The organism is Candidatus Blastococcus massiliensis AP3 (assembly GCF_000582785.1).
In the GTDB taxonomy this organism is placed as follows: domain Bacteria; phylum Actinomycetota; class Actinomycetes; order Mycobacteriales; family Geodermatophilaceae; genus Blastococcus; species Blastococcus massiliensis.
The window spans coordinates 484,115-509,062 of the sequence record NZ_HG931175.1; the positions used below are offsets into that span (position 1 = coordinate 484,115).

Annotated in this window: 19 protein-coding genes; 4 read left to right on the forward strand and 15 right to left on the reverse strand. The window is 71.6% G+C overall.

The annotated features are described in order from the left end of the window. Positions 1–41: 41 nt before the first annotated feature. The 11 genes from BN344_RS16450 to BN344_RS19225 form a co-directional block, all read right to left on the reverse strand. Positions 42–1,067 (reverse strand): ABC transporter ATP-binding protein, encoded by a 1,026-nt coding sequence (locus BN344_RS16450; protein ID WP_051516042.1) that lies wholly within the window; start codon positions 1,065–1,067, stop codon positions 42–44. Then, positions 1,067–2,167, reverse strand: a complete 1,101-nt coding sequence (locus BN344_RS16455) for an ABC transporter ATP-binding protein (protein WP_040339602.1) — start codon at positions 2,165–2,167, stop codon at positions 1,067–1,069. Before BN344_RS16455 ends, BN344_RS16450 begins: the two co-directional genes overlap by 1 nt. Then, positions 2,164–3,093 (reverse strand): ABC transporter permease, encoded by a 930-nt coding sequence (locus BN344_RS16460; RefSeq protein WP_051516043.1) that lies wholly within the window; start codon positions 3,091–3,093, stop codon positions 2,164–2,166. The genes BN344_RS16455 and BN344_RS16460 overlap by 4 nt, the downstream gene beginning before the upstream one ends. 42 nt (positions 3,094–3,135) lie before the next feature. Beyond that, positions 3,136–4,098 (reverse strand): ABC transporter permease, encoded by a 963-nt coding sequence (locus BN344_RS16465; protein ID WP_040339603.1) that lies wholly within the window; start codon positions 4,096–4,098, stop codon positions 3,136–3,138. A 5-nt stretch (positions 4,099–4,103) separates the two neighbouring features. Next, positions 4,104–5,714: an ABC transporter substrate-binding protein gene (locus tag BN344_RS16470; protein ID WP_040339604.1), complete on the reverse strand. Its 1,611-nt coding sequence runs from the start codon at positions 5,712–5,714 to the stop codon at positions 4,104–4,106. 407 nt (positions 5,715–6,121) lie between these two features. After that, positions 6,122–7,771 carry an ABC transporter substrate-binding protein gene (locus BN344_RS16475; protein ID WP_040339605.1) on the reverse strand — a complete coding sequence of 550 codons (1,650 nt, stop codon included), beginning with the start codon at positions 7,769–7,771 and terminating at the stop codon, positions 6,122–6,124. A 284-nt stretch (positions 7,772–8,055) separates the two neighbouring features. After that, positions 8,056–9,693, reverse strand: coding sequence for an ABC transporter substrate-binding protein (locus BN344_RS16480; RefSeq protein WP_040339606.1), 1,638 nt, complete (start codon positions 9,691–9,693; stop codon positions 8,056–8,058). Positions 9,694–9,904: 211 nt separating this feature from the next. Next, positions 9,905–11,506, reverse strand: a complete 1,602-nt coding sequence (locus BN344_RS16485) for an ABC transporter substrate-binding protein (RefSeq protein WP_155858923.1) — start codon at positions 11,504–11,506, stop codon at positions 9,905–9,907. A 310-nt stretch (positions 11,507–11,816) separates the two neighbouring features. Continuing rightward, positions 11,817–13,433, reverse strand: coding sequence for an ABC transporter substrate-binding protein (locus tag BN344_RS16490; RefSeq protein ID WP_040339608.1), 1,617 nt, complete (start codon positions 13,431–13,433; stop codon positions 11,817–11,819). A 299-nt stretch (positions 13,434–13,732) separates the two neighbouring features. Continuing rightward, positions 13,733–15,361: an ABC transporter substrate-binding protein gene (locus BN344_RS16495; protein WP_040339609.1), complete on the reverse strand. Its 1,629-nt coding sequence runs from the start codon at positions 15,359–15,361 to the stop codon at positions 13,733–13,735. A 242-nt stretch (positions 15,362–15,603) separates the two neighbouring features. After that, a complete protein-coding gene (locus BN344_RS19225) occupies positions 15,604–16,875 on the reverse strand; it encodes a PucR family transcriptional regulator (RefSeq protein WP_051516044.1) in 1,272 nt (423 codons plus the stop codon). A gap of 140 nt (positions 16,876–17,015) precedes the next feature. Here BN344_RS19225 and BN344_RS16505 point away from each other — a divergent pair, with 140 nt between their 5' ends. Beyond that, positions 17,016–18,323, forward strand: a complete 1,308-nt coding sequence (locus BN344_RS16505; RefSeq protein ID WP_040339610.1) for an acyl-CoA dehydrogenase family protein — start codon at positions 17,016–17,018, stop codon at positions 18,321–18,323. Positions 18,324–18,393: 70 nt separating this feature from the next. Here the strand turns inward: BN344_RS16505 and BN344_RS16510 are convergent, their stop codons facing one another. The 4 genes from BN344_RS16510 to BN344_RS16525 form a co-directional block, all read right to left on the reverse strand. Further along, positions 18,394–18,939, reverse strand: coding sequence for a hypothetical protein (locus BN344_RS16510; protein WP_081788709.1), 546 nt, complete (start codon positions 18,937–18,939; stop codon positions 18,394–18,396). A 70-nt stretch (positions 18,940–19,009) separates the two neighbouring features. Beyond that, positions 19,010–19,528, reverse strand: a complete 519-nt coding sequence (locus tag BN344_RS16515; protein ID WP_040339611.1) for a hypothetical protein — start codon at positions 19,526–19,528, stop codon at positions 19,010–19,012. Beyond that, a complete protein-coding gene (locus BN344_RS16520) occupies positions 19,525–20,112 on the reverse strand; it encodes a hypothetical protein (RefSeq protein ID WP_040339612.1) in 588 nt (195 codons plus the stop codon). Before BN344_RS16520 ends, BN344_RS16515 begins: the two co-directional genes overlap by 4 nt. Positions 20,113–20,150: 38 nt before the next feature. Beyond that, positions 20,151–20,618 carry a PPOX class F420-dependent oxidoreductase gene (locus BN344_RS16525; RefSeq protein ID WP_040339613.1) on the reverse strand — a complete coding sequence of 156 codons (468 nt, stop codon included), beginning with the start codon at positions 20,616–20,618 and terminating at the stop codon, positions 20,151–20,153. Positions 20,619–20,695: 77 nt separating this feature from the next. On the opposite strand from BN344_RS16525, the gene BN344_RS16530 reads away from it, so the two are divergent. The 3 genes from BN344_RS16530 to pabB all read left to right on the forward strand — a co-directional run bounded on the left by BN344_RS16530 (position 20,696) and on the right by pabB (position 24,860). Further along, positions 20,696–22,030, forward strand: coding sequence for an AI-2E family transporter (locus tag BN344_RS16530; protein ID WP_081788710.1), 1,335 nt, complete (start codon positions 20,696–20,698; stop codon positions 22,028–22,030). Between the two features lie 90 nt (positions 22,031–22,120). Beyond that, on the forward strand, positions 22,121–23,080 hold the full coding sequence (locus tag BN344_RS16535; protein ID WP_040339614.1) for a proteasome assembly chaperone family protein: 960 nt from the start codon (positions 22,121–22,123) through the stop codon (positions 23,078–23,080). Then, positions 23,067–24,860, forward strand: coding sequence for an aminodeoxychorismate synthase component I (gene pabB, locus BN344_RS16540; RefSeq protein ID WP_231486935.1), 1,794 nt, complete (start codon positions 23,067–23,069; stop codon positions 24,858–24,860). The genes BN344_RS16535 and pabB overlap by 14 nt, the downstream gene beginning before the upstream one ends. Positions 24,861–24,948 lie beyond the last annotated feature (88 nt).

Sequence of the window (24,948 nt, forward strand, 5' to 3'; positions counted from 1 at the left end):
CCGGCCCGCTCGGCCGCGGGGCGTGCATGACGAGCCGGGGGTCAGATGGCCGATGCCCCTCGGGACTCGCCGGTGGCCTGCTCCCCCACCAGCGGGAAATGGCAGGCGACGAACTGCGCCGTCGCCACCTCCCGCATCTGGGGCTCCTCGGCCGCGCAGAGATCCGCGGCCCGCGGGCACCGGGTGCGGAACCGGCAGCCGCTCGGCGGGTCGACCGGAGAGGGCAGCTCCCCCGACAGCCCGGCGTCGTCGTGCTTGGCGTCCGGATCCGGCTGCGGGATGGAGGCCAGCAGCGCGGCCGTGTACGGGTGCGCCGGGTGCGCGTAGAGCGTGTCCGACGGTGCCACCTCGCAGATCTTGCCGAGGTACATGACGGCGACCCGGTCGCTGATGTTCTTCACCACGGCCAGGTCGTGGGCGATGAAGACCATGGTCAGGTGGAACTCGGCCTTGAGGTCCTCGAGCAGGTTGAGGATCTGGGCCTGCACCGAGACGTCCAGCGCGGACACCGGCTCGTCGCAGATCAGCACCTCCGGCCGCATGATCAGCGAGCGGGCGATGGACACCCGCTGGCACTGACCACCGGACAGCTCGTGCGGACGTCGACCACCGGCGCGCTCGGGGTCGAGACCGACCTCGGCCAGGAGCTCGTCGACCCGCGGGTCGTCGGCGCCCTTGTTCTCCCAGATGGACAGGCCCTCCGCGACGATGTCCCGCACCCGGCGGCGCGGGTTCAGCGAGGAGATCGGGTCCTGGTAGATCATCTGGAGCTTCGTCCGGCTGCGGCGGAGCTCGTCCGAGGACAGGCTGCTCAGGTCCTTGTCACCGAAGATCACCTTGCCGCCCGTGGGACGGGGCGCCTGCATGATCGCCCGCCCGGTCGTGGACTTGCCACAGCCGGACTCCCCCACCAGGCCCAGGGTCTCGCCCTTCGCGATGTCGAAGCTGATCCCCGACACGGCGTGGACCTTCTGCCCGCGCTCCAGCGGGAACTCCACGACGAGTCCCTCGACGCGCAGGACGATGTCGTCGGAGTCCCGCAGGTGCGCGGTACCGGTGCCGGCCATCAGGCGGCCCCTGCCGCTGCGATGGCGGCCGCGTCCAGCGGCGTCCCGGCCGCGGTGCGTCCCGCGGCCAGGTTGCGCTCGAGCGCCTCCTTTCCGGCGGCGGTGCCGACCGGGAAGTGGCAGGCTGCCTCGTGCCCGGGGGCATGGGGCGCCAGGGGCGGCGTCTCCGTCAAGCATCGCTCCTGTGCGTAGTTGCACCGCGGGGCGAACGCGCACCCCGCGGGCGGGTCGACAAGGTCCGGCGGGCGGCCCGGGATGGCGGCCAGCCTGGTGTGGCTCGGCTGGTGCAGCCGCGGGATGGACCGCAGCAGACCCTCCGTGTACGGCATGCGGTACCGCGCGAACAGCTCGCGCGTCGGCGCCCGCTCGACGATCCGGCCGGCGTACATGACGGCGATCTCGTCGGCCCGACCGGCGACCACGCCGAGGTCGTGCGTGATGATGATCATGCCCATGTTGCGCTCGGCCTGCTGCTGGGCGAGCAGGTCGAGGATCTGCCGCTGGACGGTCACGTCGAGGGCTGTCGTCGGCTCGTCGGCGACGAGCAGCTTCGGACCGCAGGCCAGCGCGATCGCGATGGTGACGCGCTGACGCATGCCGCCCGACAGCTGGTGCGGGTACTCCCCCAGCCGCCGCTCCGCCGCGGGGATCCCCACGGAACGGAGCAGCTCCACGGCGTGCGCCTTGGCGACCTTCCCCTTCTCGTCGAGGTGGATCCCCAGGGACTCGGTGATCTGGTCGCCGATCCGCGTGACCGGGTTCAGCGACGTCATCGGGTCCTGGAGGACCATCGCCATCTCCGCGCCCCAGATCCGGCGCATCTCCTTGTTCTTCATGGTCGTCAGCTCACGACCCTCGAAGCGCACCGAACCCTCGCGGATCGTGTTGTTCTTCGGCAGCAGGTTCATGATCGACCGGCTGAGCACGGTCTTCCCGGAACCGGACTCGCCCACGATGCCGAGCGTCCTGCCCCGGTCGACCCGGAGGGAGACGCCGTCCACCGCCTTCACCACGCCCCGCGGGGTGTCGAAGAAGGTGCGGAGGTCGTCCACCTCCAGGAGCGGCTCGCCGGCTCGGGCGTCCAGCTGCGCGGTGGTCACAGGTTGCTCCCTCGGACGTCGAACTTGCTGCGGAGCGAGTCGCCGACAAGGTTCAGCGACAGCACCGTGAGGAACATGGCCAGGGAGGGGATCAGCACGGCGTGCGGAGCCTCGTTGAGGTACCGCTTGCCGTCGAAGATCATCCCGCCCCAGGTCGGGGTCGGCTGCTCCACGCTGAGGCCGAGGAAGGCGAGCGTGCCCTCCAGGACGATCACGACGCCCATCGCGACGAGCCCGAAGGCGGCCACCGGCAGCACGACGTTGGGGAGGATCTCCCGGGCCAGGACCCGGGAGTTCTTGGCCCCCATCGTCCGGGCGGCACGCACGAACTCCCGTTCCGCGACCGCCAGCGTCGTGGCTCGCGCGACGCGGGTGTAGATCGGGATCGACAGGAAGCCGACGATCAGCGAGATGACGACCAGGCTGCGGCCGACGAAGGCCAGCAGGACCAGCAGCAGGATCAGGGCCGGGAAGGCCAGGATGATGTTGATGATCGTCATCAGGACGGTCTCGAGCTTCCCGCGGAAGAAGCCCGAGATGATCCCGAGGAAACCGCCGAGCACCATGCCGATGGTCACGGCCGTGACGCTGATGACCACCGAGACGCGGGCCCCGTGCACCAACCGCGCGAGCGTGTCACGCCCGAGGCCGTCGGTGCCCAGCAGTGCCTCGCTGTTCGGCAGGGCCAGCTTGTTGATCACGTCGGGCCGGAACGGGTCCTTGACCGGCAGGATGTCGGCGAAGACGGCGCAGATCAGCACCACGATCAGCCAGGTCGCCGCCAGCCAGAAGCCCCAGCCGAAGCCCTTGCGGCGCTTCTTGCCCGGGGCGGCCTCGGTGGACGTCGCCAGGTCGGCGTCCACCAGCCCGGCGCTGCTGGGTGCCCCCGGGTGCGGAGCACCCAGGTTCGGTGCCGGCGCGGTCATCTCTGCTCCTGAGCGGTGGACGTGGGCGTCGTGGGCGGGTGGTCAGACTCGTGCCGCAGAGCGTCCATGCGAGATCCTCGGGTCCAGGAATGAGTACAGGATGTCGACGGTGAAGTTCACGACGACGTAGCTGACGGCGATCACGAGCGCGACGCCCTGCACCATCACGAGATCGCGCTGCACCACCGAGTCGAAGAGGAGCCGCCCGACACCCGGGAGGGCGAACAGCGTCTCGATGACCACGGAGCCACCGATGATCGCTCCCACCTGGACGCCCGCGACGGTCATCAGCGAGAAGGACGACGGGCGCAGGGCGTGCCGGAACAGGATGCGCCGGTCCGACACCCCCTTCACCCGGGCCATGGTCACGAAGTCCTGCTGGAGGGTCGCGATCATGTCCGTCCGCAGCAGCCGCGTGTAGACCGCCATCTCGGCGATCGCCAGCGACAGGGCCGGCAGCAGCGCCGAGCGGAGGTTCTGCGCCGGGTTGTCGGTGAAGTTGACCCAACCCGTCGCCGGCAGCACGCCCAGCCAGACCGCGAACACGAAGATCAGCAGGATGGCGACCATGAAGTTCGGCACCGCCAGCAGGCCGAAGCTCGTCCCGCTGATCGCCCGGTCCGTGGCCTGGCCGGCCCGGTAGGCCGACAGCATGCCGAGCGGGATGGCGCAGATCAGCGCGATGAGGATGGCCAGGAGGCCGATCTCCGCCGTCACCGGCAGCCGCTCGAGGATCGCGTTCGCGACCGGCTCGTTCGTCCGGTACGACCGACCGAAGTCACCGGTCAGCGCGTCACCGAGCCAGTTGATGTACTGGATCGGCAGCGGATCGTCGAGGCCGAGGTCGGCACGGACGGTCCTGATCGCCTCGGGCGTCGCGTTCTCCGCGCCCAGGATCTGCAGCGCCGGGTCACCGGGCAGCAGGGTCGTGAGCAGGAACGTCAGCACCGACACCGCGAACAGCGTGGCCAGCAGCGAGGGGATCCGCTGGAGGACGTAGCGCATCGGCGTTACTCCACTCGCCAGACGTGGGCCCACATGGCCGTCGAGGCGTTGGCCCCGTTGCCCTTGGTGCCGTCGGGGAAGGTCCAGCCGTCCAGGTTGCGGATCGACTCGTCGGTGGCCAGCACCGTCAGTGTGCCGCCGCTGAAGGCGTTCGGCACGTTCTCGTTCAGGATCAGGCCGATCTCCTCGACGGCGGCCTTGCGGGCGTCGGTGTCCGTCGTCGTGCGCAAAATCTCGAGCTGCTCGTCGATGCCCTCGTCCTGGAACGCGGTCATGTTCAGCGGGCCGTCGGTGAAGGCGTCGTCGAAGACCAGGTACGGGTCACGGTCGGCGCCGACGCGGGTGCAGCCGGTGTCGTAGTCGCGAGCCAGCATGTCCTGGATCCAGGCCGCCTGCTCCGTCGGCTGCAGCTGGACCTGGGCACCCAGGTTGCTCCACAGCGCCTGGTAGAGCTGCGAGAGCTCGTTGAGGCTGGGGTCCGGCGGGCACTGGAAGGTGAACGAGAGGTTCTCGCCGACCGGCTTGCCGTCGCTGCGCTCCGGGTCGTTGATGTACTCGTCGTAGAGCTCCTGGGCCTTCTCCGGGTCGAAGCCCGGGTAGGTGTCGGCGACCTCCTCGGAGTACCAGGGGCTGTCCGGGCTCCAGAACTGGGTCTGGGGAGGCGTGACGCCGGAACCGCCGAGGACCTCGATCAGGCCCTCCTGGTCGACGGCGTGCACCAGGGCCTGACGCACCCGGACGTCGTCGAACGGCGGCCGGCTGGTGTTGAGCGTCAGACCGCCGGAGTTGCTGCCGAGGTGCTCGAAGTTGTTGACGTTGTCGAAGTCGCGCGCCTGGATGACGGTGCTCTGCCGCAGCGACTGCATGACGTCGATGTCACGGCTGCGCAGGCTCTGGAGGCGGGTGTCCTCGTCGGGGATCGGCCGGAAGGTGATCTGGTCGAGGTAGGGCATGCCCTCCTGCCAGTAGTCCTCGTTCTTCTCGACCACCAGGCGGCTGTCGCGCTGCCAGCTGACGAACCGGAAGGGCCCGGTACCCACCGGGTTGGCGCCCGCGTCGGGGCCGGCCGCGGCCGCGGCCGTGGGCGAGAACGGCCAGCCGGCCGCACCGACCAGCTGGTCGGGGAAGGCGGCGTTGGTCTGCGAGAGCGTGTACGTGGCGGTGAGCTCGTCGACGACGTCCAGCGAGGTCACTTCAGCGAGCTGGGCGGCCAGTCGCGAATCGGGCGCCTTGAGGTAGGTGTCGAAGACCGTCTTCAGCGCCTCGGCGTTGAGCGGGGTGCCGTCGTGGAAGGTCACGCCGGGACGCAGCGTCAGCGTCCACTCGGTGAGGTCCTCGTTGGGCTCCAGCGACTCGGCGAGGTAGGGCCGGACCTGACCGTCCTCCGCGCGCTGCATCAGCGGGTCGTAGATCGCGTACGCGACGTTGAGGCCGGGCTGGTTGAAGGTGCCCTCGCTGGGCAGCCAGCTGTTGGTCTCGGCCTCCAGCCCCACGGTGATGGAGCCACCCTCGACCGGGTCACCGGCCTCGACGGACTCGCTGACCGCGCCCGCTTCGGCGTCCTCCCCGTCCCCGCTGCCACCGCCACAGGCGGCGGTTCCCAGCAGGAGACCCACGAGCCCCGCGGACGCGAGCGCGCGCCTCCACGGGCCTCTCGTCGGGCGCCGATGTCCAAGCATGTGATTACTCCTTGACGAGTTGCGTACCGGCACAGCGACGGCATGCGGCAGGCAGGCGCGTTGATGTGCGAGCGCCCAGAGCGCGTGCTCGGAGTCTGTACTACGGCAGTGGGCTGCGTCACTAGGCGCCTTGCCACGGTCACCGGCCGCTGGACTATGCGGTGCGCACAACGCCCTTGTCAGCGCCCGGCGGGGGGCCTCCGGAGCAGCTCGGCGCCGTGCGCAGGAACCGCTCGGACCGGGCGGTTCCCGGGCGTGTCGCAGCGCCGTGGCCAGGGTCCGGGTGCGGGGGCACGACGGCCCGGGCGACGAGGTCGCCCGGGCCGTCGTGGTGCATCGAGGGACTAGCCGGTCACCCAGACGTGCGCCCACATGGTGTCCGCGTTGGCGGCACCGTTGCCCTTGGTGCCGTCCGGGAACACCCAGCCGTCGATGTTCTTGACCTCCTCACGGGCGGCCAGGACGGTGAGCGTGCCACCGGCGAACGTGTGGATCGCCTCCTCGTTGAGCACCAGGCCGATCTCCTCGACCGCGGCCTTGCGCTCGTCGAGGTCGGTGGTGCTCTTCAGGATGTCCAGCTGCTCGTCGATGTCCGGGTGCTGGAAGGCCGACATGTTCAGCGGCCCGTCGGTGAAGGCGTTGTCCAGCGTGATGTACGGGTCGCTCTCACCGCCCACCCGCGTGCACCCGGTCTGGTAGTCGCGAGCGAGCATGTCCTGGATCCAGGCCGCCTGCTCCGTCTGCTGGAGCTGGACCTGTGCCCCCAGGTCGCCCCACAGCGACTGGATGATCTGGGAGAGCTCGTTGAGGCTCGGGTCCGGCGGGCACTGGAAGGTGAAGGAGAGGTCCTCGCCGACCGGCCGGCCGTCGGAGCGGTCGGGGTCGTTGATGTACTCGTCGTACAGCTCCTGGGCCCGCTCGGGGTCGTACGACGGGTAGGCCTCGGCCACCTCCTCGGACCAGTAGGGGCTGTCCTCGCTGAAGAACTGCGTCTGCGGCGGCGTGATGCCGGCTCCGCCGAGCGTCGCGATCAGCTGCTCCTGGTCCAGGGCGTGCGCCAGCGCCTGGCGCACCCGGACGTCGTCGAAGGGCGCGACGCTGGTGTTCAGCGTCGTCGCGCCAGCGTTGCTGCCGAGGTTCTCGTAGTTGCTGACGCCGTCGAGGTCGCGGGCGCGGACGATGGTGCTCTGCCGCAGCGACTGCATCACGTCGATGTCACCGCTCTGCAGGCTCTGGAAGCGGGTGTCCTCGTCGGGGATCGGCCGGAAGGTGATCTTGTCGAGGTACGGCAGACCGTCCTGCCAGTAGTCCTCGTTCTTCTCGACCACCAGGCGGCTGTCCCGCTGCCATTCGACGAACCGGAACGGGCCGGTGCCGACCGGGTTGGCGCCGGCGTCGGGACCCGCGGCCGCCGCGGCGGTGGGCGAGAACGGCCAGCCGGCGGCGGTGATCAGCGCGTCCGGGAAGGCGGCGTTGGTCTCCGCGAGGTTGTACGTGACGGTGAGGTCGTCGACGACGTCCATCGACTCGACCTCGGCGAGCGACGCGGCCAGCCGTGAACCGGGGGCCTTGAGGTAGTCGTCGAAGACCGTCTTGAGCGCCTCGGAGTTCAGCGGCGTCCCGTCGTGGAAGCTGATGCCCTCGCGCAGCGTCAGCGTCCACTGGGTGAGGTCCTCGTTGGCCTCCAGCGACTCGGCCAGGTAGGGCTCGACCGAGCCGTCCTCCGCGCGCTGCATCAGCGGGTCGTAGATCGCGTGCGCGACGGTCAGGCCCGGCTGGTTGAAGGTGCCCTCGCTGGGCAGCCAGCTGTTGGTCTCGGCCTCCAGCCCGACGGTGATCTCGCCGCCCTCGACCGGGTCACCCGCCTCCGTGGCATCGACGATGGCGCCTTCTCCGGAGTCCCCGTTGCCGTTCCCGCTGCCGCAGGCGGCGCTCCCCAGTAGCAGGGCCGCCAGCCCGGCGGACGCGAGCGTCCGGCTCCAGGGGGCTCTCATCGGCCGATGTCCTCGCATGTGTTGCCTCTCCGATCCACGATGCCGGCAGCACAGCGACAATCGATCGACGTCGATGTGCGGCGCTCCCTAGAGCGCCTCGGGAGTCTGGCTCAGATCAGTGAGCGAAGTCACTAGCTGTGTCCAGCCTGTGACCAGGCCCACACGGTGGGGTGACACGAGGCCGGGGCGCGTCCTGTCGCACGACGCACGGCGGCGGTCCCGGGACCTGGTCCCGGGACCGCCGCGCGGCCAGGGCCTGAGTGGCTGGGCCCTGATAGTCCGGTCTAGTCGGCCAGCCAGACGTAGGCCCACATGGTCGTCGCGCCCGGGACGCCGTTGCCCGCCGTGCCGTCCGGGAACTCCCAGCCGTCGACGTTCTTCACCTGCTCGCGCACCGCGACGTCGGTGAGGGTGTAGCCGGTGAACAGGTTCGGCACGTTCTCGGAGATGTCCAGGCTGATCGCCTCGACGGCTGCCTGCCGGTCCGCCAGGTCCGTGGTGGTACGCAGGATCTCCAGGTTCTCGTCGATGACGGCGCTGGTGTAGCCGGTGAAGTTCAGCGGCCCGGCGGTGAACGCGTCCTTCAACGTGAAGTACGGGTCGGTCTCCGCGCCCACCCGCCAGCACTGCACGTCGTAGTCCTTCGCCAACCCGTTCTGGATGTGCGCGGCCTGCTCGACCGTGTTGAGCGAGACGTCGATCCCGAGGTCGCTCCAGAACGACTGGTAGAGCTGGGAGAGCTCGTTGAGGCTCGGGTCCGGTGGGCAGTTGTACGTGAACGAGATGTCCGTGCCCACCGGCTGGCCGTCCGACCGCGCCGGGTCGTTGATGTACTCGTCGTACAGCTCCTGCGCCCGCTCGGGGTCGTAGACGGGGAAGGCCTCGGCGGCCTCCTCCGAGTAGAAGGGGCTGTCCGGGCTGAAGTACTGGGTGGCGTCCGGGGTGAGCCCGGTGCCGCCGATGACGTCGATCAGCGCGGGCTGGTCGATGCCGTGGGCCAGCGCCTGCCGCACCCGGACGTCGTCGAACGGCGGCTTGCTGGTGTTGATGATCGACCCGCCGCTGTTGTTGCCCAGGTACTCGTAGTTGTCCACCCCGTCCAGGTCGCGGGCGCGGGCGACGGTGCTCTGCCGCAGGGTCTGCATGACGTCGATGTCACCGCTCTGCAGGCTCTGGAAGCGAGTGTCCTCGTCGGGGATCGGCCGGAACGTGATCCCGTCCAGGTAGGGCAGGCCCTCCTGCCAGTAGTCCTCGTTCCTCTCCACGACGAGGCGGCTGTCCCGCTGCCACTCGACGAACCGGAACGGCCCCGTGCCCACGGGGTTGGCGCCGGCGTCGGGGCCGGCGGCGGCCGCGGCGGTCGGGGAGAACGGCCAGCCGGGCGAACCGGTCAGCACGTCCGGGAAGGCGGCGTTGGGCTCCTCGAGGACGTACTGCACGGTGAGGTCGTCCACCACGTCCAGCGAGGTGACGTCGGCCAGCCGGTTGGCGACGTTGGACGTAGGAACGGTGAGGTACTCGTCGAAGATCGTCTTGAGCGCCTCGCCGTTCAGCGGCGTGCCGTCGTGGAACTGGATGCCCTCCCGCAGCGTCAGGGTCCAGGTCGTGAAGTCCTCGTTCGGCTCCATCGACTCGGCGAGGTACGGCTGGAGATCACCGTCCGCGGTCTGCTTGATCAGCGGGTCGTAGATCGCGTACGCGACCGTGGTGCCCGCATTGGCGAAGCTGCCCTCGCCGGGGATCCAACCGTTGGTCTCGGCCTCGAGCCCCACCGTGATGGTGCCCCCGGTGACCGGCTCGCCCTGCTCGGAGATCTGGTCGGGTCCGACGCCTCCGGAAGTGTCGCCCCCGCCCGCTCCGTCGTCCGCACCGCAGGCCGCGGCGCCGAGCAGCAGGGCCGCGACGCCCGCGGAGGCGAGCACGCGCCTCCAGGAAGTTGTCGCCGGCCGACGATGTCCTCGCATGTCCACACTCCTTGACAGGGGGCGCGCCGGGTGCGGAGCCCGCTGACCAGCGCGTTGGGGCGCCCGAGCGGCGCGTGAGCGGAGTCTGGTCCACGACCATGACGTACGTCACTCATCGCAGCCGAACTGTGACCCGGACCACAGGGACCTCACAGGTCGGGCTGCCTCGTCAGTCCGTCACCCACACGTGGCCCCACATGACCTGGGCACTCGCCGCGCCGTTGCCCTTCGTGCCTCCGGGGAAGATCCAGCCGTCGATGTTCTTCACCTCGTCGCGGGCCGCCATGACCGTCAGCGTCCCGCCGCTGAAGGTGTTGGGGACGTTCTCGTTGATCACCAGCCCGATGGCCTCGACGGCGGCCTTGCGCTCGTCCACGTCCGTGGTGGTCCGCAGGATGTCCAGCTGCTCGTCGATCTCGGGGTGCTGGAAGGCCGTCATGTTGAGCGGACCGTCGGTGAAGGCCGCGTCGAAGACCAGGTAGGGGTCCCGGTCGGCGCCCACGCGGGTGCACCCCGTGTCGTAGTCCCGGGCGAGCATCATCTGGATCCAGGCGGCCTGCTCGACCTGCTGGAGCTCGACCTGCGCGCCGAGCTCGCCGTAGAGCGACTGCACCAGCTGTGCGACCTCGTTGAGGCTCGGGTCGGGCGGGCAGGAGTAGGTGAACGCCAGGGGCGTGCCCACCGGCTTGCCGTCCGAACGCTCCGGGTCGTCGACGTAGGAGTCGTACAGCTCCTGCGCCTTCTCGAGGTCGTACTCCGGATAGGCCTCCGCCACCTTCTCCGAGTAGTACGGGCTGTCCTCGCTGTAGAACTGGGTCGTCGGGGGCGTGACGCCGGCACCACCGAGGACCTCGATGATCGCTTCCTGGTCCAGCGCGTGGGCCAGGGCCTGGCGCACCCGGATGTCGTCGAACGGCGGCTTGCTGGTGTTGACCGTCCCGCCGCCGGAGTTGCTGCCGAGGTGCTCGTAGTTGCTGACCCCGTCGAGGTCGCGGGCCCGGATGACCGCGCTCTGCCGCAGCGACTGCATCACGTCGATGTCACCGCTCTGCAGGCTCTGCAAGCGGGTGTCCTCGTCCGGCATCGGCCGGAAGACGATCCGGTCCAGGTAGGGCAGCCCCTCCTGCCAGTAGTTCTCGTTCCGCTCCAGCACGATCTGGCTGTCGCGCTGCCAGCTGACGAACCTGAAGGGGCCGGTACCGACCGGGTTGGCACCCGCGTCCTCGCCGAACTGCGCGGCGGCGGTCGGCGAGAAGGGCCAGCCGGGCGAGGAGACCAGCAGCTCGGGGAACGCCGCGTTCGCCTGCGAGAGCCGGTAGACGGCGGTGAGGTCGTCGACGACGTCGAGCGAGTCGACCTCCGCGAGCGACGCCGCGGTGTTCGAGTCCGGTGCCGTCAGGTACTCGTCGAAGATCGTCTTGAGCGCCTGGGCGTCGAGGGGCGTGCCGTCGTGGAACAGGACTCCCGGGCGGAGCGTCAGCGTCCACTCGGTGAGCTCCTCGTTGGGCTCGAGCGACTCCGCCAGGTAGGGCTCGAGTTCGCCGTCCTCGTTGCGGTGCATCAGCGGGTCGTAGAGCGACCAGGCGACGTTGACCCCGGGCTGGTTGAAGGTCCCCTTGCCGGGGAGCCAGCTGCTGGTCTCGGCCTCGAGCCCGACCGTGATCTCGCCGCCCCGGACCGGGTCCCCCGCGTCCGCGGCGTCGACCACCGCCCCTTCGCCGACCTCCCCGTTGCCACCTCCGCAGGCGGCACTCCCCAGCAGGAGAGCCACCAACCCCGCCGAAGCCACCACCCGCCGCCACGGGCCTCTCGTCGGCCGCCGATGTCCTCGCATGCGCTCGTCCTCCCCGTCCACGTCGACTGCGGCACAGCGACCGGTCCGGAGGTCCCGGCGGCGCTGTGCGACCGCGCTGGCGCGCGCTGGGAGTGTGGACCACGGGAGTGAGCCACGTCACTACCTGCCGCCGAACTGTGACAGCGAGTCCCTGTCGCGCGACGTCCGGACGGCACAGCGGCCCGGGCGATGTCCGCCCGGGCCGCTGTGGAGATCAGCTGTGTGGATCAGCTGTGTGGATCAGGACTCAGTCGGTCACCCAGGCCTGTCCCCACATGGCGGTCGCGTTCGCCGCGCCGTTGCCCTTGGTGCCGTCCGGGAAGACCCAGCCGTTCAGGTTCTTCACCGCGTCACGGGTGGCGATGACGGTGAGCGTGGCCGCGGTGAAGGTGTTGGGCACGTTGGCGTTGAGCACCAGCCCGATCTCCTCGACGGCGGCCTTGCGGGCCTCGAGGTCGGTCGTGCTCTTGAGGATCTCGAGCTGCGCGTCGATCTCGGGGTCCTGGAACGCCGTCATGTTCAGCGGGTTCGGCTGGAAGGCCTGGCTGAAGACGATGTAGGGGTCCCGGTCGTTGCCCACGCGGGTGCAGCCGACCTCGTAGTCACGGGCCAGCATCTTCTGGATCCAGGCAGCCTGCTCGACCTGGCTCAGCTGCACCTCGGCACCCAGGGCGGTCCAGAACGCCTGGTACAGCTGCGAGAGCTCGTTGAGGCTCGGGTCCGGCGGGCACTCGAAGGTGAACGACAGGTTCTCCCCCACCGGCTTGCCGTCGCTGCGCTCGGGGTCGTTGATGTAGGAGTCGTACAGCTCCTGGGCCTGGTCGAAGTCGTACGACGGGTACGCGTCCTCGACCGCCTGCGAGTAGTACGGCGAGTCGGGGCTGAAGTACTGCGTCTGCGGCGGGGTGACGCCCGTGCCGCCGAGGACCTCGATGAGCTCGTCCTGGTCCATGGCGTAGGCCAGGGCCTGACGCACGCGGACGTCGTCGAACGGCGCCTGGCTGGTGTTCATCGTCGCCGCCCCGGAGTTGCTGCCGAGGTGCTCGTAGTTGCTGATGCCGTCGAACTCGCGAGCGCGCACGACGGTGCTCTGCCGGAGGCTTTGCATCGCGTCGACGTCACCGCTCTGCAGGCTGGACAGACGGGTGTCCTCGTCGGGGATCGGCCGGAAGGTGATCTGGTCCAGGTACGGGAGCCCCTCCTGCCAGTAGTCCTCGTTCTTCTCGACGACCAGGCGGTTGTCCCGCTGCCACTCGACGAAGGTGAAGGGGCCGGTGCCGACCGGGTTGGCGCCGGCGTCGTCACCGGCCGCGGCGGCCGCGGTCGGCGAGAACGGCCACCCGGCGGCGGTGACCAGCTCGTCGGGGAACGCCGCGTTGGGCGACGAGAGCCGGTAGACGACGGTGAGCTCGTCGATCACGTCGAGCGAGGTGACCTGCGCCAGCTGGGCGGCCAGGTTGGAGCCGGGTGCGGTGAGGTACGTGTCGAAGACCGTCTTGAGCGCCTCGGAGTTCAGCGGCGTCCCGTCGTGGAAGTCGATGCCCGGGCGCAGCGTCAGCGTCCACTCGGTCAGCGCCTCGTTCGGCTCCATCGACTCGGCGAGGTAGGGCGCGACCCCGCCGTCCTCGGTGCGCTGCATGAGCGGGTCGTAGATCGCGTAGGCGACGTTGAGGCCGGGCTGGTTGAACGTGCCCTCGCCGGGCAGCCAGCTGTTGGTCTCGGCCTCCAGGCCGACGGAGATGGAACCACCCTCGACCGGGTCCCCCGCCTCCGAGACGTCGACGACGGCGCCGGCCTCGGCGCCCCCGTTCCCGTTGCCGCCGCCGCAGGCGGCGCTGCCCAGGAGGAGCCCCGCGAGGCCCACGGAAGCGAGCGTGCGCTTCCAGGGGCCCCTCGTCGGGCGCCGATGTGCGTGCATGTGAGAACTCCTTGACCGTGTGCGTGTCGGCACCTCGCAGCACGCCGGGATGCAGGCGCGTCGAAGTGCAGCGCTGAGCGCCTGGTCGGAGTCTCTCCCGGGGATTGCGCAGAGTCATTGGGCGACCCGCCACCGTTACCGACGGTGACCCCCGGCGGCCTGCACAGCAGGCCGGCTGTGCTAACCGGGCGCACGACAGGGCGGCCCGGGCAGTTGCCCGCCCGGGCCGCCGTGTCCGCTACGGCCTAGTCAGCCAGCCAGATGTGCCCCCACATCGCCGTGCCCTCCGGCACACCGTTGCCGTCCGAGCCGTCCGGGAACGTCCAGCCGTCGACGTTCTTCACGGCTTCCTTGACCGCGATGACCGTCAGCGTGCCGCCGGTGAGCGTCACCGGCACCTGGTCGGCCAGCACCAGGCTGATGGCCTCGGCCGCGGCCTTCCGCTCCTCCACGTCGTTCGTGCTGCGGAGGATCGCCAGGTTCTCGTCGATGTCCGGGTGCTGGAACTCCGTCACGTTCGGGACTCCCGGCGTGAACGCGCGGGAGAAGACGTAGTACGGATCCCGGGCGCCGCCGTGCCGGGTGCAGCCGGCGTCGTAGTCCCGCGCGATCGCCTGCTGCGTGTAGGCCGCCTGCTCCACCTGCTCGAGCTCGACCTGCATGCCCAGGTCGGACCAGAACGACTGGTAGAGCTGGGAGAGCTCGTTCAGGCTCGGGTCGGGCGGGCAGGTGTAGGTGAAGGAGATGTCCGTGCCGACGGGCTGGCCGTCGGAGCGCGCCGGGTCGTTGATGTAGTCGTCGTACAGCTCCTGCGCCTGCTCGGGGTCGTGGTCCGGCCACGCCTCGGCCGCCTTCTCCGAGTAGTACGGGTCGTCCGGGCCGAAGAACTGGGTCGACGCCGGGGTGAGGCCGGTGCCGCCGAGGACCTCGACCAGCGCCTCCTGGTCGAGCGCGAGGGCCATCGCCTTGCGGATGCGCACGTCGTCGAACGGCGGCTTGCCGGTGTTGATGTTGGACCCGCCGCTGTTGTTGCCCAGGAACTCGTAGTTGTCGACGCCGTCGAAGTCGCGGGCCCGGTCGACGGTGCTCTGCCGCAGCGACTGCATGGCGTCGATGTCGCCGCTCTGCAGGCTCTGGAGGCGGGTGTCCTCGTCCGGGATCGGCCGGAAGGTGATCTTGTCGAGGTACGGCAGCCCTTCCTGCCAGTAGTTCTCGTTCTTCTCGACGACCAGCTGGCTGTCGCGCGTCCAGCTGACGAACCGGAAGGGCCCTGTCCCGACGGGGTTCGAGCCGGCGTCGTCGCCGAACTCGGCCGCCGCGGTGGGCGAGAACGGCCAGCCGGCGGGGTCGGTGAGCAGATCCGGGAAGGCCGCGTTGGGCGCCTTCAGCTGGTAGGTGACCGTGAGGTCGTCCACGACGTCGAGCGAGGCCACCTCGGCCAGGTTGGACGCCAGGTTGGAACCGGGGGCGACGAGGTAGGTGTCCCAGACCGTCTTGAGGGCCTCGGCGTTCAGCGGCGTGTCGTCGTGGAACTGCACGCCCGGGCGCAGGGTCAGCGTCCAGGCGGAGAAGTCCTCGTTGGGCTCCATCGACTCGGCCAGGTAGGGCTTGACCTCGCCGTCGGGCGTCCGCTTCATCAGCGGGTCGTAGATGGCGAAGCCGACGTTGTAGCCGGGGTTGCCGAAGTTCGCCGTGCCGGGGAGCCAGGCGTTGGTCTCGGCCTCGAGCCCGACCGTGATCTCACCGCCCTCGACCGGTTCCCCCTGCTCGGAGATGTCGACGACCGCGCCGGCCTCGTCGTCCCCACCCCCGTTGCCTCCGTCGTCGTCGGAGCCGCAGGCCGCCGAGGCCATCAGCAGCGCCACGATCCCCACCGACGTCAGCGCACGGGCCGACGTCCTCCACGGCCGTCGCCGACGCACCTGTTCCCGCATGTGACCACCCCTCGACGAAGTTGCCGGCCCGTGCGCGCGCCGACCGACGCCGCGACGAGCCCGCGCTGATCGCGCTGGCGAGAGTGTGCTCCCTCACAGTGAGGAACGTCACTAGTCGTCATGCCACAGTCACAGGCGGTCGGACTATGCGCCGCGCCCAATCGGCGGGTGGAGCATGGCGCTCAGCTGCAGCCGGCGTCGCCCAGGACCGAGGGCTCCAGCAGCCGCAACGCCTCCACCGCGACGAACAGGCGGGCGACGCTGCGCGGGTCCTCCAGCGACTGCCCGCTGAGCTGCTCGAGCCGGCCGAGCCTGTTGCGCACCGTGTTGCGGTGGCAGAACAGCAGCCTCGCCGTCTCCGTGGAGTTGCCGTTGGTCGCCAGCCAGGTCGCCAGCGTGGAGAGCAGGGTCTGCTGCTCGGCGTCGGGCAGGTCCATGACGCCGCCGAGCAGCAGCCGGGAGACCTCGCTCGACGTCTCGACCGACGAGGCCAGGAGCGCCGCGACGGGGTCGTCGTCGATCGCCGTCACGCCGACCGCCCCGGCCGGCAGGCACCGGCGGGCCACCGCCGCGCGGGCCACGGCCGCGGAGGTCTGGTGCGCGTCGTCGTAGGAGCGGCTGAGCCCGACCCGGCCGGTGGCGAGCGTCCCGAGCAGCTCGCGGATCGAGGTCACGGTGCGCCACTCGCCGATGGCGACGATGCCCACGACGCCGTCGGCGCCGGTGCGCCACGCCGAGCGCACACCGTGGCCGGAGAGGAACTCCTCCACGGCGGGGAGGACGGCGCCCCGGCGGACCGACTCCGCGGAGACCGCCACATAGGGACCGCGCTCGGGCAGCCCGAGCCCGGCCAGCGAACCGCCGAGGCGGGCCCACTCCCCCGGACGCCCGTCGAGCAGGGCGTCGAGCAGCGCGCGCCGGCGCTCGTGATCGGCCTCCAGGAGCGCGGCGAGCCCCTCCTCGTGCCCGCGGATCGCCGCCCGGAGCAGCTCGTCCGTCGCCGTCCACACGGCGCCGGACCCGTGCAGGCAGGCGGCCATCTCCTCGGCCGGCCGCACGGCTGCCCTGGCCACCAGGGCCTGCCATCCGACGGCCCCGACGGTGTGGACGGCGAGGAGCGAGGCGGCGAGCGGAACGTCCCGCCCGGCGCGCCGCCGGGAGACCGCCGACGCGTCCCGGGCCGTGCGCTCCGCTGCCGCCGGACCGACGGCGAGCCGTCGCAGGAGGCCGTCGAGGAGGGTCCCGACGTCGCGGGCGAGCTCCTCGACGTCGTGGCGAGGGTGGACGTCGTGCGCCAGGAGGCGGCCGACGGCCTCCGCGATGAGTCCGTCGAGGTCGCTGCCGAGCAGGTCGACGGCGAGCGCGCGGAGCGTCGACGAGGACCCGTCCGGCTCCTCCACGGCGGCGCACAGGGCGCTCCCCCGGGCCGGGGCCTTGGGCTGCTGGTCGGGCACGGTGCCTCCGGGATGTGCGAGCGACGACCGCGCCGCCGGTGCCGAGTGTGTCGGTCGCTCGAGAATGCCGATGGTTAGAGGCTTGTACTTTTCCAGGGGAGCACTAGATTCGGGAGACCCGAGCGCCCGAAGGAGTGCGTATGGCCACCGACACCGCGGCCGAGCGACTGGACAGCCCGAACGACGTCCGTTCCGCCGTCAAGGCTTTCATCGACGAGAACTGGGACCCGCAGGCGTCCCTCAAGGACTGGCTGAACCGGCTGGCGGATTCCGGCTGGGCGGTGCCGCAGTGGCCCGCGCAGTGGTTCGGCAAGGGCCTCACCAACGACCTCGCCGCCGTCGCCTACGACGAGTTCAAGAAGCTGGGCGCCGTCGGCCCGCCGGCCGGCCTGTCCCGCATGCTCGCCGCGCCGACGATCATCGCCCACGGCAGCGACGAGCAGAAGAGCGCCTTCGTCCGGCGGATCCTGGTCGGCGAGGACGCCTGGTGCCAGCTGTTCAGCGAGCCGGGGGCCGGCTCCGACCTCGCGTCGCTCTCGACGCGGGCCGAGCTCGACGGTGACGAGTACGTCGTCAACGGCCAGAAGGTGTGGACCTCCGGCGCCATGGGGTCCGACGTCGGCATGCTGATCGCCCGCACCGACCCCGACGCCGTCAAGCACGCCGGCATCACCTACTTCGCGATCGACATGGACCAGCCCGGCATCGAGGTGCGGCCGCTGCGCCAGATCACCGGCGAGTCGCACTTCGCCGAGGTCTTCCTCACCGACGCCCGCGTCAGCGCGGAGAACATCATCGGTGGCCTGAACAACGGCTGGAACGTCGCGCGGACGACCCTGGCCAACGAGCGCGTCGGCCTCGGCGGTGGTGGGTCCCTCGGGTTCCCCATGTCGGCCCCCGGTGGCCGACGGTCGGCCCAGCTGCTCGAGCAGTCCGTCGGCGAGTACGTCGAGTCGGTCAAGCGCCAGGCGACCGGCGGTCGCGTGCCGGCCATGATGATGGTCCGGAACGGCGAGGCGCTGGCGAAGATGGCCAAGGCGATGGGCCGCGACAAGGACCCGTCGGTGCGCCAGGGCATCGCCCGGGTGCACGCCCTGACCTCGCTCAACCGCTGGAACACCCTGCGCGCCAAGGCCGCGGTGGAGGCCGGTGGCCGCCCCGGTCCGGAGGCCTCGCTCGGCAAGCTGATGGTCTCGCGCATCACCCGGATGTCGCGCGACGTCGGCATGGAGATCGCCGGCCCGTCGGGAATGCTCGCCGGTGAGGACGGCCCGCTGAACGGGGCGCTGGCCCTGCAGTTCCTCGGGGCGCCCGCGCCGTCGATCTACGGCGGCTCGGACGAGGTCCAGCACAACATCATCGGCGAGCGGGTGCTCGGTCTCCCGCGTGAGCCCGACACCTCCAAGTCGGTGCCGTTCCGCCAGCTGAAGACCGGCACGCAGCAGTAGGCAGTACGCATCCGGGACCCGTGGTCCGGCCCGACGGGCCGGCCACGGGTCTCGTGCGTTCCGAGCCCGCTCAGGTGTCGGCGGCGTCGCTCGCGGCCTGGGCCCGGCCCCCGAACACGTCGGCGGCGACCTGCCGGCGCGCCTCGGCCAGCCACTCGTGCTGATGGTCGGCCTGGTCGATCAGCCGGTCCAGCAGGCGCGCGTCGACCCGCCGGTCGTACTCGCCGATGGCCCGCAGCGTCTCGAATCCGGCCCGCTTCGCGAGCACGGCGGTGGCGATGAACTCGAACTCGATCAGATCGCTGAGCGGCGACCGGGACAGCACCCGTCCGTTCAGCTTGGCCCGGCTGAACTTCTCCCCCACCCACGTGGCCAGCTGCTTGTACTGGCGGACCGGGAGGCCCAGGGACGCCATCGTCGACCGCACCCCGGACCGCTCCTCCCGGAGCTCGTCGAGCAGCTGCTCGAGCGGCTGCTCGAACGGGCTGCCGCGCCAGCGCGACAGCATCCGGCCGACCAGTTCGATGCCGCCGGTGGCGGCGGCGAGGTGGTCGTTGCAGTAGACGCCGAGCAGGTCGGGGTTGTGCAGTGCGCCGCCGGTGGACGACTCGGTCACGGGGCCTCCTGGGGACGACGGGGTCGCGGCCATTGCGGCCACGAGCAGGACTGCCCGCTCCGCCGCCGGATCAACCGCGCAGAAGGACCGCGACGCCCGCGCAGGCCGCGGCCCACAGCGCGCTGGCCAGCGTGCCGACGATGAACCGCTCGGCGGCAGCGGAGGAGGCGCGCAGCTCGGAGAACCGGCCCAGCCCCTTCACGGCGAAGACCACGGCCAGCCCCTCGGGCCAGCCCGCCAGCAACGTGCCGGCGATCGCGGCGCGCTCCAGCACCCCGATCCAGGCCCCGCCGCGCAGGATCTCCGGGTCCTGGGGGCCGCCGGTGACACCGACGGCTGCGGGCGCGTGCAGCACCCCGGTGGCCACCGGTCCTCCTCCGGACACGGCCGCGAGGACGGCCAGCACCGTCGCGACCTGCACGGTCGCGTCGGAGGACTCCCCCGCCCCCCAGGCCAGCGCGGCCACCACCGCCAGCAGCGCGGCCACCCCGGCGGCGCTCGCCCGGGGCGGCAGCCGCTCCTCGAGGAAGCTCATGCCGAGGCCGACCGCGCCGGTCAGCCCCAGGAGCAGGAGGGCGGCGACGCTCATCCCGCCGCCCGCTCGAGCAGGCGGGCCGCGGTGGGCCGCAGGTCGCGCTCCAGCTCCCACAGGCCGGCGGCGAGTCGCTGGCCGACCGCCTGCCGGGAGATGCCGAGCTCGGCGGCGGCCTCGGCCTGGGTGCGGCCGGCCTCGACCAGGCCGATCGCCTCCCACGCCTGCTCGCTGCGCCGCTCGACCACGACCGCCAGGGCGCTCAGGACCGCCTGCGCGTCGCCGGCGTCGGCCGGGGCGGCGCCGCGCACGGCGACCCGTGCCGGACGCTGCTTGGCCGCGTCCACCGCGCGGCGGGCACTGAGGAAGGCCGGGCCGCTCCCGGCGCGGGTGCTGGGCGGCAGCGGTGTCTGCACCGGGCCCGCACCCACGCCGATGCTCCACGCGCCCTCGCGCAGCAGCCCCAGCACCACCTCGACGACGACGTCGGGCTCGGCCAGCACGCCCTGGAACTCGTCGCCGGCGGTGCGCTCGAAGCCGAGCAGGGTGGGGACGGTGCCCTCGAGCCGGCGCAGCACGTCAGCGACCCGGTCCGGAGAGCGCCGGCTGGCTCGCTGGTCGACCGTCAGGACGAAGGGCACCGCGCAAGTCTGACACCTTTCGGGCACGCATGCAAGCCTCAGAGCTTGTCGACCACGTCCGGGGGGAAACCTCCCGTCGCGACCGGCCCCCACCCGGTCACCGTGATCCGCAGCAGCGACTTGCCCTGCCGGACCATGGCCGCGCGGTACTCGTCCCAGTCGGGGTGCTCGCCGCTGATCGCCCGGTAGTAGTCGACCAGCGGCTCCAGCGCCTCGGGCAGGTCGAGCACCTCCGCCTCCCCGTCGACCTGGACCCAGGGGCCGTCGAAGTCGTCCGACAGGACGCACAGCGACACCGCCGACGTCCGGCGGGCGTTGGTGACCTTCGCCCGCTGCGGATAGGTGGAGACCACGATGCGCCCCTCGCCGTCCACCCCGCAGGTCACCAGCGAGAGCTGCACGCCCTCCTGACGGCGACGGGTGACCAGCACCGCCTTGTGACGCGGTCGGACGAACTCCAGGAGGGCATCCCGGTCGACGCGGTCGGCGGTGGCGGTCCTCGGCATGCCCCGACGCTACGACGCGGGTGTGACGATCGCCGTCCGGCCGGTCGGACCGCGCCCCGTGTGCTGAGATCTCCCGCATGAGGATCCGTCTGCCCGGTCGCACCAAGCCTGCGCCGAACGCGACCACCGACGCCGCCGGGACCAGCGTCTCCGCACCGGACCCCGACGAGCCCGACCAGTACGCCGACGGGGCCGGCGTCCGGCCCGGCTCCTACACGCCCGGCACCACCAACCTGCGCGGTCAGCGCCTGCAGCAGGCCAGCCGCGCCCTGGCCGGCGCCTCGGCCCAGCTGCTCCTGATCGTCCTGGCGCTGATCGTGGTCGGCTACGTCCTGGGCAAGCTCTGGATCGTCCTGCTCCCGGTCGTGCTGGGTCTGCTGTTCAGCACCGTGCTCTGGCCGCCCGTGCGCTTCCTCCGCAACCACGGGTGGCCCTCCGCGCTCGCCTCGATCAGCGTCCTGCTGACCTTCTTCGCCGCCTTCGCCGGCATCATCGCGTGGCTGGCACCCCAGGTCATCGACCAGGTCGAGGACCTCGCCGACGGCGTGACCAGCGGCCTGGAGCAGCTGCAGGAGTGGCTGGCCGGCCCGCCGTTCAACATCGGCGAGGAGCAGCTCGGCACCGCCATCGACCAGGTCATCGACTCGGTACAGGGCAACGCCCAGAACATCGCGCAGTACGCCGTGACGGGCGCCACCGCGATCGGCGGCATCGTGCTCAACCTGGTCCTGGCGCTGGTGCTGACCTTCTTCTTCCTCAAGGACGGTCCGCGCTGGGTCCCGTGGCTCGCCGCGCAGACCGGCCCGCCCGCCGCACCGCACATCGCGGCGCTGTCCTACAAGACGTGGTCGACCCTCTCGGAGTTCATCCGTCTCCAGGCCGTCGTGGGGTTCGTCGACGCGCTGTTCATCGGTCTCGGCCTGTGGGCCCTCGGCGTTCCGCTGGTGCTCCCGCTGGCCGTCCTGACCTTCTTCGGTGCCTTCATCCCCATCATCGGGGCCTTCGTGGCCGGCGGGTTCGCGGTGCTCATCGCACTGGTGGACAGCGGCCCCACCACCGCCCTCCTCGTCCTGGGCCTGATCATCGTCGTGCAGCAGATCGAGGGCAACGTGCTGCAGCCGATCCTCCAGGGCCGCGGCCTGAACCTGCACGCCGCCGTCGTCATCCTGGCGGTCACCGCAGGCAGCAGCCTCGCGGGCATCATCGGCGCCTTCCTCGCCGTCCCGGTGACCGCGCTCATCGCCGTCTCCTACCGCTACGCGCGCGACCAGCTCGACGGCAAGTCACCGGAGGTCGACTCCGACGGCACCCGGGCCCAGGTCGTCGAGGACGAGACGGGCGCACACCTGACCCGGGAACAGGTCGCTCCTCCGGAGGACCCCGACGAGGAGGGGTCCCCCGTCCGGAGCTGAGTCCGCCCCCCTCCTGCGGGGGCGGGAATGCGGCAGGGCCCGGTGGGGCTGCACCGGCAGTGGTTTCGACGTCGACGGAGGAATGACCAGGTGACCCAGCGACCGGAGGAGCTCGTGGAGCTGCTCCCCGAGGCGGAGCGCTTCCTCGCCCGTCAGGAGGCGGCCGACGACGCCGCCCGGCGCCGGGGGCTGGTCCTCGTGCACGACGTCGCCGGTGACTTCGACGCCGCCCGCGCGGGCGCGACGGCGGGGTCGCACCTGCTGGCCGGGCTGTCGCACGAGGTGCTGGCCCGGTTCGACGCCGACGCCCTCGTCGACTACCGGGCGCACCGTCCCCGGGTCACCTTCAGCGGGGACCGCTACGAGGCGTTCCTCGCCCCGGAGATCGCGCTCTACGCCCTCGAGGACGACGCGGGCGTGCCCTTCCTGCTGCTGCACGGGGCGGAACCGGACTACCAGTGGGAGCGGTTCGTCAGCGCCGTCCGCGGGCTGGTCGAGCGCTTCGGCGTGACATCCGTGGTAGCCCTGCAGGCGATCCCCATGCCGGTGCCGCACACCCGGCCGGTCACCGTCACCGCGCACGCCACGCGCCGCGCGCTCATCGAGCACTATCCGGTCTACTGGGGCGAGATGCGCATCCCCGGCAGCGTCGCCTCGCTGCTCGAGATCCGGCTGGGCGAAGCCGGCGTCGACGCCCTCGGCGTGGCCGCGCACGTCCCGCACTACCTGGCGCAGACCGTCTACCCGGCCGCCTCGCTCACCCTGGTCGAGCACCTCGAGCGGCTCACCGGGCTGCACCTGCCCACCGAGTCGCTGCGGGTCGCCGCGGAGACCCACCGCACCGAGGTCGACGAGCAGATCGCCCGCTCGGCGGAGAACACCGCGGTGGTCGCCGCCCTGGAGCAGCAGTACGACGCGTTCACCGCCGCCCGCGAGAGCAGCGACCTGCTCGGCAGCGCGGGCGAGGTGCCCACGGCCGAGGAGATCGGCGCGGAGTTCGAGCGGTTCCTGGCGGACCAGGACCGCAAGCCGCCCCGTGGCGGCGAGTGACAGCGCGGGTGCTCCAGCCCTGACCGGCACGATGCACGGCCGGTTCGACGACCTCCTCACCGGCAGCGCGCTCACGTTCCCCGGCGCGTCCCGGGTCCTGGTCGCCCGCGAGCCGGCCGACGTCGTGCCGGTGCTCGCCGAGGTCGAGCGGGCCACCGCCGGCGGGGAGTGGGCGTTCGGCTACCTGGCGTACGAGGCGGCCGGGGGCCTGGATCCGGGCCTCGCCGTCGCGCCCCCGGTCCCCGGCGACACCCTGCCGCTGGCCGTGTTCGCGCTGACCGACCGGATGGTCCCCGCGCCCGTGGTGACCACACCGCCCGGACGGGCCCGCGACTACACGGCCGGCCCCTGGCAGCGCGGCTGGACCCGCGAGAGCCACCGGGACGCGGTGGCCGGCGTGCGCGCCGCCATCGCGGCGGGGGACGCGTACCAGGTGAACCTCACCGTGCGGATGCGGGCGCCCGTCGACGGGGACCTGACCCAGCTCTACGCCGACCTCGCCTGCGGGCAGCGCGGCGGGTGGTCGGCCTACCTGGACCTCGGCAGCCACGTCGTCGCCAGCGCCAGCCCGGAACTGTTCTTCGACTGGACCGGCGACCGGCTGCTCACCCGCCCGATGAAGGGCACGGCCCGCCGGGGCGCGCTCACCGCGGACGACGGCGCGGTACGGGCGGCGCTCCTGGGCAGCGAGAAGGAGCGCGCCGAGAACCTGATGATCGTCGACCTGCTGCGCAACGACCTCGGCCGGATCGCCGAGGTGGGCAGCGTCGACGTGCCCGCCCTGTTCCGGGCCGAGCGGTACGAGACCGTCTGGCAGCTCACCTCCGACGTGACCGCCCGGCCCCGGCCGGACGTGGGCCTGGTCGACGTGTTCCGCGCGCTGTTCCCGTCCGGCTCGGTCACCGGCGCCCCCAAGCAGCGGACCATGGAGCTGATCCGGGAGCTCGAGGACGAGCCACGCGGCGCCTACTGCGGGGCGATCGGGGTGGTCGCTCCCCCGGGCCAGGCGTTCCGCGCCCGGTTCAACGTGGCGATCCGGACGGTCACGGTCGACCGGACCACGGGGACCGCCGTCTACGGCACCGGGGGCGGGATCACCTGGGCTTCCGATCCGGACGCCGAGCACGCCGAGCTGCTGGCGAAGGCGGCGATCCTGACGCAACCGTACGAGGAGTTCGCGCTGCTGGAGACGATGGCCCGCACCAGCGGTGGGAACCTGCGCAACCTGGAGCGGCACCTGGCCCGGCTGGCCGACTCCGCCGCCTACGCCGGATTCGCCCTCGACCTCGACGACGCCCGGAGGCGGCTCGCGGCCGTCGCCGGGCAACCGTCGGCTGCCCGGGTGCGCCTGCTCCTGCGGCGCGACGGGACCGTCGAGGTCGGTGTGCACCCACCTCCCGCGCCGCTCGCCGGCCCGGTCCGGCTGGCAATCGACCCCGAGCCGGTCGACGCCGACGACGTCTGGCTGCGGCACAAGACGACCCGGCGGACGCCCTACGAGGAGCGCGCCCGCCGGTGGCCGGACGCCGACGACGTCGTCCTCGTCTCCTCCCGCGGTGAGGTCACGGAGACGACGATCGCCAACCTCGCCGTCCGCCTGGACGGGCAGTGGTGGACCCCGCCGGTCTCCAGCGGCTGCCTGCCCGGCGTCGAACGCGGTCGACTGGTCGACGACGGCAGGCTGCGCGAGCGGGTGCTCCGCCCCGCCGACCTCGCCGCGGCCGAGGGGCTCGCCGTCGTCAGCTCGCTGCGCGGCTGGCGGGAGGCCCGCCTGGTGTAGTGCCGCGCGAGTGGGGCCCGGAGGGTCCCGCGCAGGCGTGGCGGGCACGCTCAGCCTGCGCGGGACGGCTCCTGGCCGCGGTGTCGTC

Excerpts from the sequence above, each read along its gene's own strand:
- BN344_RS16450 (WP_051516042.1), bottom strand. The coding sequence starts at position 1,067 with ATGGCCGGCACCGGTACCGCGCACCTGCGGGACTCCGACGACATCGTC.
- BN344_RS16460 (WP_051516043.1), bottom strand. The coding sequence starts at position 3,093 with ATGACCGCGCCGGCACCGAACCTGGGTGCTCCGCACCCGGGGGCACCC.
- BN344_RS16465 (WP_040339603.1), bottom strand. The coding sequence starts at position 4,098 with ATGCGCTACGTCCTCCAGCGGATCCCCTCGCTGCTGGCCACGCTGTTC.
- BN344_RS16475 (WP_040339605.1), bottom strand. The coding sequence starts at position 7,771 with ATGAGAGCCCCCTGGAGCCGGACGCTCGCGTCCGCCGGGCTGGCGGCC.
- BN344_RS16505 (WP_040339610.1), top strand. The coding sequence starts at position 17,016 with ATGGCCACCGACACCGCGGCCGAGCGACTGGACAGCCCGAACGACGTC.
- BN344_RS16515 (WP_040339611.1), bottom strand. The coding sequence starts at position 19,528 with ATGAGCGTCGCCGCCCTCCTGCTCCTGGGGCTGACCGGCGCGGTCGGC.
- BN344_RS16525 (WP_040339613.1), bottom strand. The coding sequence starts at position 20,618 with ATGCCGAGGACCGCCACCGCCGACCGCGTCGACCGGGATGCCCTCCTG.
- BN344_RS16530 (WP_081788710.1), top strand. The coding sequence starts at position 20,696 with ATGAGGATCCGTCTGCCCGGTCGCACCAAGCCTGCGCCGAACGCGACC.